11 protein-coding genes are annotated in these 13,264 nt (G+C 56.1%); 10 read left to right on the forward strand and 1 reads right to left on the reverse strand.

Going from position 1 to position 13,264, the window contains the following annotated elements; genetic code table 11:
* The first annotated feature begins 353 nt into the window (after positions 1-353).
* The 6 genes from PJU76_RS02970 (at position 354) to PJU76_RS02995 (ending at position 6,325) form a co-directional block, all read left to right on the forward strand.
* Positions 354-632 carry a plasmid mobilization protein gene (locus PJU76_RS02970; protein WP_064219365.1) on the forward strand — a complete coding sequence of 93 codons (279 nt, stop codon included), beginning with the start codon at positions 354-356 and terminating at the stop codon, positions 630-632.
* Entirely contained in the window at positions 632-844 is a 213-nt protein-coding gene (locus tag PJU76_RS02975; protein ID WP_064219364.1) for a hypothetical protein, read from the forward strand. Before PJU76_RS02970 ends, PJU76_RS02975 begins: the two co-directional genes overlap by 1 nt.
* Positions 845-992: 148 nt before the next feature.
* Positions 993-1,985 (forward strand): ATP-binding protein, encoded by a 993-nt coding sequence (locus PJU76_RS02980; RefSeq protein WP_271780419.1) that lies wholly within the window; start codon positions 993-995, stop codon positions 1,983-1,985.
* 388 nt (positions 1,986-2,373) lie between these two features.
* Positions 2,374-3,435, forward strand: coding sequence for an integrase catalytic domain-containing protein (locus tag PJU76_RS02985; protein ID WP_271780420.1), 1,062 nt, complete (start codon positions 2,374-2,376; stop codon positions 3,433-3,435).
* Positions 3,436-3,510: 75 nt separating this feature from the next.
* Positions 3,511-5,940 (forward strand): plasma-membrane proton-efflux P-type ATPase, encoded by a 2,430-nt coding sequence (locus PJU76_RS02990; RefSeq protein ID WP_271780421.1) that lies wholly within the window; start codon positions 3,511-3,513, stop codon positions 5,938-5,940.
* 16 nt (positions 5,941-5,956) lie between these two features.
* Positions 5,957-6,325, forward strand: coding sequence for a hypothetical protein (locus tag PJU76_RS02995; protein ID WP_271780422.1), 369 nt, complete (start codon positions 5,957-5,959; stop codon positions 6,323-6,325).
* A gap of 40 nt (positions 6,326-6,365) precedes the next feature.
* On the opposite strand, the gene PJU76_RS03000 is transcribed toward PJU76_RS02995, so the two are convergent.
* A complete protein-coding gene (locus PJU76_RS03000; RefSeq protein WP_271780423.1) occupies positions 6,366-7,262 on the reverse strand; it encodes a LysR family transcriptional regulator in 897 nt (298 codons plus the stop codon).
* Between the two features lie 91 nt (positions 7,263-7,353).
* On the opposite strand from PJU76_RS03000, the gene PJU76_RS03005 reads away from it, so the two are divergent.
* From PJU76_RS03005 to PJU76_RS03020, 4 genes are all read left to right on the forward strand, one after another.
* Positions 7,354-9,186, forward strand: a complete 1,833-nt coding sequence (locus PJU76_RS03005; protein WP_271780424.1) for a chloride channel protein — start codon at positions 7,354-7,356, stop codon at positions 9,184-9,186.
* Between the two features lie 13 nt (positions 9,187-9,199).
* On the forward strand, positions 9,200-10,585 hold the full coding sequence (locus PJU76_RS03010; protein ID WP_271780425.1) for a chloride channel protein: 1,386 nt from the start codon (positions 9,200-9,202) through the stop codon (positions 10,583-10,585).
* A 457-nt stretch (positions 10,586-11,042) separates the two neighbouring features.
* Positions 11,043-12,440, forward strand: a complete 1,398-nt coding sequence (locus PJU76_RS03015; RefSeq protein WP_271780426.1) for an MFS transporter — start codon at positions 11,043-11,045, stop codon at positions 12,438-12,440.
* A gap of 31 nt (positions 12,441-12,471) precedes the next feature.
* Entirely contained in the window at positions 12,472-13,050 is a 579-nt protein-coding gene (locus tag PJU76_RS03020; protein ID WP_271780427.1) for a cytochrome b/b6 domain-containing protein, read from the forward strand.
* Positions 13,051-13,264: the final 214 nt, after the last annotated feature.

The following is a 13,264-nucleotide window of genomic DNA, read 5'->3' on the forward strand; positions in this document are numbered from 1 at the left end:
TCGGTCGAGACTACCCTCTGAGGGTCTGGTACAGAGAGCAGACGTTCAAGTTTGGTGGGAGGGGGCGCCATGCCAGCGATCGACGACGCGGGCATTACCACCGTCAATGCCTTACAACCCCCGGCAATCATTAAGAGGAGTAATGCGCAAACAGCAAAGCCGCCTATCGATACTGTAAGTCGCTTTGAGCCATAAAAATTTGGGCTATGTGCAAACTGAGGTGGGAAGTCTTTGCTCGCATCAAACCCGACCAACCTCCGTTTTGTGCAAAACATGGTTGCAAGCCCACTTGATTTTTTGCGGGCTCCATTTATGATACACATGTGCTGAACATGCACAGCAAGGAGAAAGCAATGGCAACAGCCAATGAACGCATTCCGGTTCTGGTGACTTCGCAGGAGAAGGCACTGATCGCCAAGATGGCCCGGGACGCTCATATGTCGATGGGAGAGTTTCTACGCCGCGCCGCCTCGTCGTTCCGCCCGAGCGAGGACGAGAAGATGCTGGAGGGGATGATTGACCAGATGTTGAAGACAACTGCCCAGGCGAGTGCTGCCGTTGACGACGCATTGTCCTTTGTGGATACCTCAAACAAACGTATTGCAGCCATGGAATCTGGGCGGGTGTATTGATGGCAATCACGGACAAGATGTGGGATGCGTTAACCACCGTCATCAAGATGAATGACAAGGTTGAGGCACTGGCTGGCACAGCAAAGTCACAGCAGGAAAAGATTGAGAATCTAACGGAGCGGGTAATTCGGCTTGAAACAGCGTTGGAAATTGCATTATCACGTCCGGTTACCACAAGGACTGATGCGGTCCAACTGGAACTCAAAGACTGATCGCGTTCCGCTGCCTACCGTCCAATGGGACGTTCCAACCAGAAGCATTTAAGACCATCGGATCGATCAAAGCCGCTGGGCTTGCGGTTTCCAACCTTGTTTTGCATATTGCCATAATTATCTATCATGGCAATCAAACAGGATAGAAATGGCCAAAGACCCCTGGCACTACCCGCGAACAGCGTTGGCCGATCAATACCTGAAAACGTTGGGCATCGGACTCAGCAAGAGCCTGGTGCTCTTTGCCCAGCGACGGATGGGGAAAACGGAATTTCTCCGTAAGGACCTGCTGCCCGCCGCCGAAAAGGCCGGGTATATCACCATTTACGTGTCCCTGTGGGAGTCCGGGGAGGACCCCAAATCGGTATTGCTCGATGCCATCCGAACGGCCGCGGAGGGAGAGGGTGTTATTCCAGGCATATGGCGCCGGTTGGGCTGGCCAGGATCAAAAGGTGTCAGAGCCCACGCGGGTACAATAGGCGCACAGGCATCATGGGAACAGGGGACGGCAGAGGCCAGCGACCGCATGCTGGATCTCCGGCAGTGGATGAACACGTTGGCCCAAAAGAAAAACCCCACATTGCTGCTCGTGGACGAAATTCAGACGCTGGCGGATGAGAAGCGGTATGGCGCACTGGTAGCTGCCCTGAGGAGCGCCCTCGACAAGCATGGAGACCAAATTAAAGCGATTTTCACTGGGTCATCAAGCGAAGGCCTGCGGCGGATGTTTCAGATGGAAAAGGCCCCGTTTTTCCAGTTTAGCCATCAGATACCCTTTCCCCAACTGGGGCCAGAGTTCGTGCAGCACATGCTTCGCGCCTTTGCGAATGCGACCCAGCGTCAGTTAAATGAAGCGGAGGCATGGCAAGCGTTTACCGATCTGGCGCTGGTGCCAGAGCATTTCCGGTTGATGATGGCGAATATGGTCCAGTCGGGCAGCACCGATATCGCCACCGCACTAGAAGAGGTCAAAGCGGCCATACAAGAGTCCGCTGAGTACCCCAGCAAATGGGCGGAGTTGACCCCCATCGACCAGGCGGTGCTCAGCATAATAGCTGAAGGCCAAAAGCCTTACGCGCAAGAAAGCCAGGAGATCATCGCGAAGCGTATGGAGATCGCTGGCGCAAGGCTGTCGGAGTGACACTGGGCAATGCCGCGCGAATTTCTTCAGTGCGCAGGTTGAGCTTGCCGGTGCGTTCAGCGCGGTGTCGAGCACGGATGATAAAGACTTGGCAGTGATCATGGGGAGACTGGCAGTCATTTTGCGCAATGTGTCATTAGATGTCGCATAACGCAAAACGAATACATGCCCCCCCTAGCCATGATCCAGAAATGTGGGCCACTGATCGTCAGTTGCCCAGCTGCTTGGCGCGTCCATCACAAACTCATGCAGGCCATGCTCGCGTCGAACGCGTGGAGAGCTACTCGCTGCAAGGCCATGTGCAAGCCCCTCTTTCACCCTGCGCCGCTTCCATTACGAGCAGCGCCGCAAGGCCGACAAGGGGCTTATCACCCGCTTCCTCTGCCAAGTGACCGGCCTATCCCGTCAGCAAGTGGTCCGGCATATCCGCCAGTTCCGCGAAACCCGGCAGGTCCAGGACCGGCGCGGGGCGCCCGCCAAGCCGTTTGCGCGGCACTACACGGACGAGGACGTGCACCTGCTGGCCGAACTGGACCGTCTGCACGGCACGCTCTCCGGCCCTGCCACACGCAAGCTCGCCGAGCGTGCGTTCCAGGTGTTCGGCGAGGCCCGTTACGAGCGCCTGGCCGCTATCTCCAACGGCCACCTCTACAACCTGCGCAAGAGCACCGGCTATCAGCGCCTGCGCACAGTCCAGGACAAGACCCGCCCGCTGCGCAACGCCATTGGCGAGCGGCGCAAGCCTCGTCCCGGCGGCCGCCCCGGCTGGCTGCGCGTCGACTCCGTGCACCAGGGCGACCTGGACGGCATCAAGGGCCTCTACCTCATCAACGCCGTCGACGAAGTCACCCAGTTCCAGTTTGTCTGCGCCGTCGAGCGCATCAGCGAGCGCTTCCTCCTCCCCATCCTGGAGTACCTCATCCAGGCCTTCCCCTTCACCATCCACGGCTTCCACAGCGACAACGGCTCCGAGTACATCAACCATCGCGTCGCCAAACTGCTCAACAAGCTCCACGTCGAGGAATTCACCAAGTCGCGCTCCCGCCAATCCAACGACAACGCCCTGGCCGAGAGCAAGAACGGCTCGGTGGTACGCAAACACCTGGGCTATAGCCACATTCCCGGACGCTTTGCCCAGCGGGTCAACGACTTCACCTTCACCGTCCTCTCGCCCTACCTGAACTTCCACCGGCCCTGCTTCTTCCCGGAGGAATACCTCGACGCCAAGGGCCGCCTGCGCAAACGTTACCGCTACGAGGCCATGATGACGCCCTACGACAAGCTCAAGTCCCTGCCTGAGGCCAGCCGGTTCCTCAGACCCGGCATCCGCTTCGCTGACCTGGATGCACAAGCCCATCGGTTCAGCGATAATGAAGCCGCCCGTCGCCTAAACGCGGCACGGGATAAACTGTTCCGTACCATTAACAAAGCCCTGACCCCGGTCGCTTGAGTAGACTCACTCAGCCCGCCTGTTCAGACTCATTTGTGGATTGGAAAGGGCTGAGCCGACCAGGAGACGGTCCTTATGACAATCAATCCTGACCCGACAAACGCTCCCGGTATTCCGGAGGTCCTCCGGCAATTGCAGAGCGATCCCCAGCGCGGGTTGTCGTCGGCGGAGGCCGCCCGTCGCCTGGCCCAATATGGGGCAAACGCCATCCCCGAAAAACACCTCAGCCCGCTCCGCCAGTTTCTGGGCTATTTCTGGGGCCCCATCCCCTGGATGATCGAAATCGCCGCGGTGCTTTCCGCCGTGGTGGCACATTGGGCGGACTTCGCCATCATCATGACCCTCCTGCTGGTAAACGCCGGCGTGGGTTTCTGGCAGGAACACAAGGCTGGCAACGCCATCGCCATGCTCAAACGGAAGCTGGCACTGCGGGCGCGGGTCCTGCGCGACGGCCTTTGGCAGGAGATCGCCGCGCAGGACCTGGTGCCGGGCGACACCATCCTCCTGAAGCTGGGAAACATCATTCCCGCCGATGTGCTGCTGTTGAGCGGCGATTACCTCAGGGTCGATCAATCGGTACTGACGGGGGAGTCTCTGCCGGTGGACAAGGGGCGGGGGGATGGCGCCTATTCCGGTTCCATCGTGGGCATGGGCGAGATGCAGTGTGTGGTGACGGCAACGGGTCTGCAGACCTTTTTCGGCAAGACCGCGCAACTGGTGGAGCGGGCGGAGAGCGTCTCCCATTTCCGCAAGGCGGTGCTCGCCATCGGCAACTTCCTGATCGTTTCGGCGCTGGTTCTGATCGCGGTGATCCTCTTCGTGGCTCTGGCGATTCGTCATGAGCCCATGATCCGGACGATCCTCTTTGCTATGGTCCTGACCGTGGCCGCCATCCCCGTCGCCCTGCCCGCCGTCTTATCGGTGACCATGGCCGTCGGGGCGGAGCGGTTGGCACGGCTGAAAGCCATCGTCTCGCGTCTGGTGGCCATCGAGGAGATGGCCGGCATGGATGTGCTCTGCGCCGACAAGACCGGCACCCTCACCCAGAACCGCCTCACCCTCGGTGAACCCGTGGTGATCGGGGCCCGCGATGCAGAGGAACTAATCCTCGCCGCCGCTTTGGCCTCCGAGCGGGATACGGGCGACCCCATCGACACCGCCGTGCTGGGCGGTTTGCCCGCGTCTGCCCCATTGGCTTCCTATTCCGTCCTAAAATATCAACCATTTGATCCGGTAAGCAAGCGTAGCGAGGCAGAAGTGGCGGCAGGCACCGAGCGCTTTCGCGTAGCCAAGAGCGCCCCGCAGGTCATCCTGGATCTGGCGCAGCCGGACGTCGGCACCAGGCAGACGGCCACCCGCCAGATCGATGCCCTGGCGGAAAAGGGCTACCGTACCCTGGGAGTGGCACGAAAGGATGGGGATGGCACCTGGCTCTTCCTCGGTCTCTTGCCCTTGTTCGATCCACCGCGGGAAGATTCGGCGCAAACCATCACGGCGGGTCAGCGGATGGGGATCGACATCAAGATGGTCACCGGCGATCACCTGGCCATCGCCAAACAGGTTTCCACGCTGCTGCATCTGGGGCAAAACATCATTCCGGCTGAAGCCCTCTCCACCGATGTCCACGCCGCGCAGACCCAGGCCGAACAGGCCGACGGTTTCGCACAGGTCTTTCCGGAGCATAAGTTCGCCATCGTCAAGGCACTGCAGGCCAGAAACCATATCGTCGGCATGACCGGAGACGGCGTCAACGACACCCCCGCGTTGAAGCAGGCCGATGTCGGTATCGCCGTCAGCGGCGCCACCGACGCCGCCCGCGCCGCCGCCGATCTGGTGCTCACCGCACCCGGTCTGACGGTCATCGTCGACGCCGTCGAGGAGGCGCGCAGGATCTTCGCCCGCATGAACAGCTACGCCATCTACCGGATCGCCGAGACGATCCGTGTCCTGCTCTTCATGAGCCTGTCGATCCTGGTGTTCAACTTCTATCCGGTCACCGCGGTGATGATCGTCATGATCGCCCTGCTCAATGATTTTCCCATCATGATGATCGCTTACGACAACGCCCCCACGGCGCCCCAGCCGGTGCGCTGGGACATGACACGGGTGCTGATCATCTCCATCCTCCTCGGCGTGCTGGGCGTCGTCGCCTCATTTTCCATGTTCTGGATTGCCGAAACCTACCTGCATTTACCGGCGGGCGTCATCCGCACCCTGATTTTCCTGAAACTGCTGGTGGCCGGCCACCTGACCATCTTCCTGACCCGCAACACCGGCGCCATCTGGCAGCGGCCCTGGCCGAGCTGGAGCTTTTTCAACGTCACCATCGCCACCAAGGTCGTCGGTACCTTCGCCGCCGTCTACGGCTGGCTCATTCCCCCCATCGGCTGGGGCTATGCCCTAATGGTATGGACCTACGTCCTGGCCTGGTTCCTTATCAACAGCGGGGCCAAGATCATTGCTTACCGGGCACTGGGGGCCTATCGCAAGTCGTCAACACGTTGAAACCGATGGCTATCTGGTGGGTATAACCGGAGACGGCGCCAACGATGCCCCGGCGCTCAAGCAGGCGGACGTAGATATCGCGGTGCCCGATGCCACGGATGCCGCCAGGGCTGCGGCCGCTCTGGTGCTGATGGCACCGGGCCTGAATGTCATCATCAGCGCTGTTGAGGAGGCACGCCGCATCTTCGAGCGCATGAACAGCTATGCGATTTACCGTATCGTCGAAACCATTCGCATTATGGTCTTCGTCGTACTGGCCATGCTGGTTTTCGATTTTTATCCCATCACCGCCATCATGATCATCTTGCTGGCGTTCTTTAATGATGTACCGACCATGCCCATCGCCACCGACAACACCTGGCTGGATCCCAAACCGATGCATTGAGACATGCATCGTGTCCTTACGGTGTCCACTGTCTTAGGACTTATCGGAACGGTGTAGAGCCCATAAGGTCCAAAAAAACCGACAAAGCGCGGGAACGCCTCGCCGGATTGGGAACAGCCATAAAGCTCTTCCAAATCAGTTGAGCGGATGGAATGGGCTTATACAGTAGATCCCAATCCGGTCTCTGTTCAAAAACCGTATGGGTCATAAAGCCTATTCCCAAGCCAGCCTTTACCATGGCCCCCACGGATTCCACATCGGCCACCTCAATGAAATGCGCGGGCACAATGTTTTTTTGTCTGAACGCTTTCTCCAGCCTCCTTCGAACTCCGGAAGAAGGCTCTCGCCATACCACAGGATAAGGTTGTACGTCTTCCAGGCTCAGCACCGACAATGATGCCAGGGGATGGGTTTTGGGCATGACTGCGACGATTTCGCCGGTCAACCAAGATTGTATTTCATAACTATCGGGTAGATGCGGTATATCCATCTCTCCTTCAAAAAAGAAGACGTCCAGCTCGGAAAGATTGATGTCTCCCCAATAGGTCACACCGCTCTTTATGTAGAGATTGATCCCTGGATTCTGGTTTTGAAAACTTTGCAAATATTGCGGTAGTAAATAATTGGCAATCAGGCTGGTAGAGGCGATGCGCAGTTCTCCGGCTTGCAAGGATTTCTGGCGCATGAGCAGATTCTCAATGTCTTGTAACTTGGCGCGCAACTGCCGGATATCGGGAATCAATGCTTGGCCGACGGGGGTCAGATGAATGCCACCGCCCTCACGGACATATAAAGGCTCGCCGATTTCCCGTGTCAGTTTATGCAGGCGTTCCGAGATAGCAGGCTGTCCCCGTCCCAGACGTAGTGCGGCTTCGCTGACGCTGCCGGTTTCTGCAACCGCGAGGAGGGTGAGCAACTGCTCGGCATCCATCGTCATCGGGTTCTCCGATATTATTTTCAATTAAATCGATTTGATTAAGCCTTGAGTATAGCGTAGTTTTTAAAAAAAACCTGACCAAAGTGCCCTGATGCCTGAAGATTCGTCCCTAGCCGCCGATATGGATACCCTCGTCATGGGATGGCAGGGGGTGTTTCGGACGAACCCGGCTTTTCATCTGATTCTGGCGTTCTTTGTGGGGATCGTCGCGGGCTTGGGGGCGGTCGCTTTCCGGCGCCTTATCGGCCTGATGCATAATGCCTTCTTCTTCGGTCAGATTGCCTCACGCTTTGATGACTTGCAGCATTCCGCAGCCAGCTTCTGGGGTTTAGGGGTAGTGCTGGTCCCCGTTCTCGGCGGGCTTGTGGTGGTCTGGCTCGTCAGAACTTTTGCGCCAGAAGCCAAAGGGCACGGCGTACCTGAAGTTATGGATGCCATTTATTATGGGAGCGGCGTTATTCGGCCCGTGGTGGTTCTGGTGAAGGCGCTCGCGTCTTCTATCAGTATCGGCAGTGGCGGATCGGTAGGACGGGAAGGGCCGATTATTCAGATCGGAGCCGCCTTCGGCTCCAGCCTGGCCCAGTGGTTGCGGTTGCAAGAATGGCAGAGACTGGGACTGATTGCGGCGGGAGCGGGCGCCGGTATTGCCGCGACATTCAACACACCGGTGGGCGGCATATTGTTTGCGATCGAGCTCATGCTGGTGGAAGTCAGTGCGCGGACCCTTGTTCCGGTCATGATCGCCACAGGTACCGCCGCCTTCGTATCACGCCTGTTTCTGGGTAGTTATCCGTCGTTTATCATCTCTCAGCACATGATCAACCGGACCTTGCACCAAAGCGCCGGTGCCTATGCCGCCTATGTTCTGCTCGGTCTTTTGACGGGCGGGGCCGGCCTGCTGTTCACAAGCAGTCTGTATTGGACTGACGATCGTTTCGAATACTGGATCAAAAATCCCTACGCACGACATGCTGCGGGCATGCTGGGCGTGGGCTTGGTCATTTATTTCATGATCACCTTTACCGGTCATTACTACGTAGAAGGTGTGGGTTATGCGACGGTTCAGGATATCCTCGACGGCGTCATTACGCACCCCGGTTTTCTCCTGCTCCTGCTTTTACTGAAAATACTGACTTTTTCCGTTACGCTGGGTTCCGGTGGGTCGGGCGGTGTGTTCTCTCCCGCGCTGTATGTCGGAGCTGTGCTGGGTGGGCTCTATGCCGTCATCGCCAACCATTTACTGCCGGGAATCGGGGTCAGTATGACCATCGCGGCCGCCTTGGGGATGGCCGGGATGGTTGCCGCATCTACCGGTGCCGCCGTTACTGGTGCCGTAATGATTTTTGAAATGACCAGCGACTACCACATTATCATCCCCTTGATTATCGTCGCCTCTCTGGCCTTTGGAGCCCGTCGACTGATAACCAGGGAGACGATTTACACGCGCAAACTGATCCGCCGCGGTCATTTCATTCCTGAGGCGCGGCACAGCAACCTCTACCTGATGCGCCCGGCTGGAGAGTTTATTGAAACCCCGCTGATCCGGGTAAAAGATAGCCGGACGCTGGCAGATATCGCGGTGCTGCTCCATCGCGGCCGTGAAATACCGCACATCCTGATCGTCGAAGGGACGCAACCCCGTGCGGTACTGACCGCCCCGCGCGTACGTGAGTTGCTGCGACACCGACAAACCTCGACCCCCATAGAAAATTTCGCCAGCGCGGATTGGTTTAGTGTTCCTGTGGATTACCAAATATATGATTTGGTCGCCCGATTCCGCGCCACTCATCAGGAATGCGCACTACTCTGCCGGATCAACCCCCCGGAACATCACGAAGATGTTATAGCTATTGTGACGATTGCGGATGTGCTGGCCTACACCTCCCTGCCCATGCGCTTGCTACGTCCTCACACGGCGCAATGACAGGGGTACTCTGATGGAACATTCCGCATGGTTTCATAGCAGTTTTGAGCCGCATCACGAAGGTCCTGGTTTGATTCTGCTGGGTGCCGGAGTGGGTTTATTGACCGGGCTGGGTGCCGTACTTTTCCATTATCTGATTGCCGGCATTCATAATGCAGCGATTTTAGGCACTTTTGATATTGCGCAAAACGCACGGGAACATACTCCCGTCTCCCCGTGGGGCGCATGGATTATTCTTGTGCCGGTGATCGGCGCCCTGCTGGTAACCGTGCTGGTGCGTAACATCGCGCCGGAAGCACAGGGTGCCGGTGTCAGCCAGGTACTACGTGCGGTGCATGCCGATCGGGGCCATATGCGGCCGGTGATTGCGATCATACGACCGGTGGCAACAGCCATCACCATTGGCACGGGCGGTTCCGCTGGCCGCGAGGGTCCGGCCATGCAGTTCGGTGCCGCTATCGGTGCCCTGGTAGGACATCTTTTTCGGGTGCCGGATCACCGACGTATCCATTTGTTGGGTTGTGGTGTCGGTGCTGGTATCGCCGCCGTATTCAATGCGCCTCTGGGTGGGTGGTTTCTGGCCATGGAAGTGATCGTGCCCGACTGGCGGCCCTGGACCGTCCTGTCCACACTCGTGGCAACAGCCTCTGCCAGTTGGGTGACGCAGGAGGTGTTCGGGAGCGGTCATCTCTTTGCCCATGCCTACATCAGCCATTGGAACGGCAGCCTCATGTTGCCGACTTTTGCCGTGGTGGGCAGTCTCATGGCACTGATGAGTCTCGGTTTTATCCGGCTGATGGACCGTGTCGATGCCTACAGTCGGAAACGGCTACAAAATCCTTATGCGCGCCATATGTCCGGCATGCTGCTGGTGGGCATCCTGCTCTATATCACCTGTCGGCTGACGGGCCATTACTATTTGATCGGCGGCAGCTATGCCGGGATATCCGGCATATTGCTCAATCAGATGCATTGGCCGCTGCTCCTGCTACTTTTGCTGGCCCTCAAGGCCATAGCGACCAGTCTGACGATCGGTACCGGTGGTTCCGGGGGGATTTTCTCGCCTTCCCTGTTTATGGGGGCCGCACTTGGCAGTTGTTTAGGAATGCTTCTGGAACCCATCATCGGTGTCCCGCATCTGGCGGCCTTGTTCGCCCTGTGTGGAATGGCTGGCATGGTGGCGGCCACCACCGGGGCTTTGCTCAGTGCGCCCGTGATGGTGGTGGAGTTAACCGAAAACTACCATGTTCTGCTGCCGGCCATGGTGACAGCCCTGACTGCTTTTGCCGTACGCCGTGTGTTTCTGCAGGACAGCATTTATACCCTGCCATTGCATCGCGAGGGGCTTCCCGTTCCTGAAAACCATTACATCGTCGAAGAGAAAATGGATGACAAATAATCCTTACATCCCATACAACCAAGCTTCATTTGGTGAAATAAATTACCCGGTTGAGATGACGTGGGAACCAACAACATCATATCTTGTCAATAAACTGGAATGTGAACCATGATAAGGTATCTAGCCATGTCATACCGCAACGCTGTCGCTGTTTTTTTGTTTTCTATGTTGTTTTTGGCTGGGTGCTCTGGTGTGACATCTAATGAGTCGCCATATCCGCATAAAAGCGTGGCATGGTTTTCAAGAACGAAAAATACTGAAGCGCTTCATGTTCAACTCAGTTGGTGTGCCAAGCATAACCCCGATATGTCCTTACATTCTTGCGCAATAGCAAAAGAGGCCTACGTAAAGATAGGCGGGCAGTGGAATGCAATGACAATAAAGCTATTTAAATCTAATTAATAAGTAATCAGTAATTCATTAATAATAGCCCAAATAACCCTAGATAAGGATGAATATGACTACTCCACAAAACGCTCTGGACGGACGTGAACGTCGATCCATTATTGCCTTGGCCGGAATATTTGGCTTACGCCTGCTTGGTTTGTTTCTGGTATTACCGGTGTTTTCCGTATATGCCCACGGATTGCATGGGGCAATACGTCATCCGATACTCATTGGCGTTGCTCTGGGTGCTTACGGCCTGACCCAGGCCATTTTCCAAATCCCCTTCGGTAGGCTGTCAGATAAGTGGGGCAGGAAACCCGTCATTGCGGCGGGACTCCTTATTTTTGCCATTGGCAGCGTTATCGCCGCACAGGCCACCAGCATCGAATGGTTGTTGATAGGGCGAATCATACAGGGTGCAGGTGCCGTAGCCGCCGCCATCATCGCGCTCACCGCAGATCTGGTGCGCGAAGAACGCTGGACCAAGGCTATGGCCACTATCGGCATTACCATTGGCATCAGCTTTAGTGTGTCACTGGTGTTATCCGCGCCGTTAGCCCAATGGATTGGGGTACAAGGAATCTTTTGGTTAACGGCTGCCTTGTCCATTCTCGCCATCGGCGTGCTCTACAAGGTGATACCGGATGTCCCGGCACGTTTCCATCGTGATGCCGAAATGAACCCTGCTGCACTGAAGGACGTATTAAGGAATCCCAACCTGCTCCGTTTGGACTTTGGTATATTTTCACTCCATACAGGGTTGACGGCGCTCTTCGTGGTGCTTCCGCTGGTACTCATTGATCCGCAGCATCCTCTCCTCTCTGGGACAGATCAGTGGATGTTGTACCTCCCGGTCATGCTGCTTTCTTTCGTGGCGATGATCCCCCTTATCATTATCGGTGAGGCCAAGCATCGCCTCCGAGAAGTCTTTGTGCTGGCGATCGCGATTCTGTTGGCTGCTGTCGCCTGGATGGCGCTTTCCAATCACAGCATCTGGTCCATTGCCATCGCGCTGTTTCTGTTTTTTGTGGGTTTCAACGTGCTGGAGGCAAGTTTACCTTCACTGGTGGCCAAATTCTGTCATCCGGGTGCCAAGGGAACGGCCACTGGCGTGTATACCACGGCGGAGTTTCTAGGGGCATTCAGTGGCGGTTTGTTGGGAGGATTACTTTATCTGCCCGGTCAACACAACTACAGCGATGTCTTTTGGGCCGTGGCGGCCATCTATTTTATCTGGTTGATAGTGGCGTTCACGATGCAGCAGCCACGTTATGTCGCCACCAGGATATTTCCTCTTCCTGCCGATAGCCAGGATAACGCGCAACTCACCCAGCAGCTTCTGCAATTGCCTGGAGTAGTAGAAGTGGCAATTTTCCCGGATGAGAACGCGGTGTATTGCAAGGTAGAGAGCAAAATATACGATGACCAGCGGGTGCGATCCATTATTGGGTATGCAAGCCAAACATAGATGAGGCGAATAACGAAAGAGGGAGGCAATTATGCAAAAAACCGCTTGGGATAGCGGCACAAGGTTGTTACATGTCGGTCTATCCACCACATTGACATTTGAATTGTTCGATGGCTTCTGGGTCTCAGATCCGAATACCAGACTGTACTTCATTATTCATGAATGGGTTGGTCTTTTGGCCGCAACTGTCCTCATGGTAGAGTGGCTATGGATCTACGCTGATGGACAGTCAAAAATTCTTTTCCCATGGAACAGTGACGGAATATCGGTAATAAAGACAGACATTCTGGCTCTATTTAAAGGGAAACTACCGCAGGCGGGACGCACCGTTGGTCTGCCCGGATTCTGGCATGGCATTGGAATCCTCTCCATGACCGGCTTGGCGGTTACCGGCGTACTCATTTTTCTTGTAATCCCCGGTGGGCGCGGCGCATCTTCGTCCTCAGCCGGTGCCGCTGCTTTTACCATGCTTTCTGGAGTCCATAGAGAGATTTCCTATGTTGCATGGGTTTATTGGATTGGTCACGTTTCGGCCGCCGTCCTCCATCAGGTGCGAGGTGATCCCGTCTTTCGTGCGATTTTCTTGGGAACAAGCAGCCTGCGTAAATGATAGGCAATTGCAGCACTGTTGCGGCAATTAAACAGGTACTAACAATTACAATATAAATGTTATCACTCAACAGATAATTGGGGAAGAAATGAAACTGTCAAAGACTAAGGCGAAGGCAGTAAAATATTTTTTATTTTTTAGCATCACGCCAGCAGTCGGGGTAATCATATATTTTTCATTTAAATTTTTTGGGATAGATATCAGCTTTAAATAT

It is taken from the genome of Acidithiobacillus ferriphilus, assembly GCF_028215975.1.
GTDB classification, from domain to species: Bacteria; Pseudomonadota; Gammaproteobacteria; order Acidithiobacillales; family Acidithiobacillaceae; genus Acidithiobacillus; species Acidithiobacillus ferriphilus.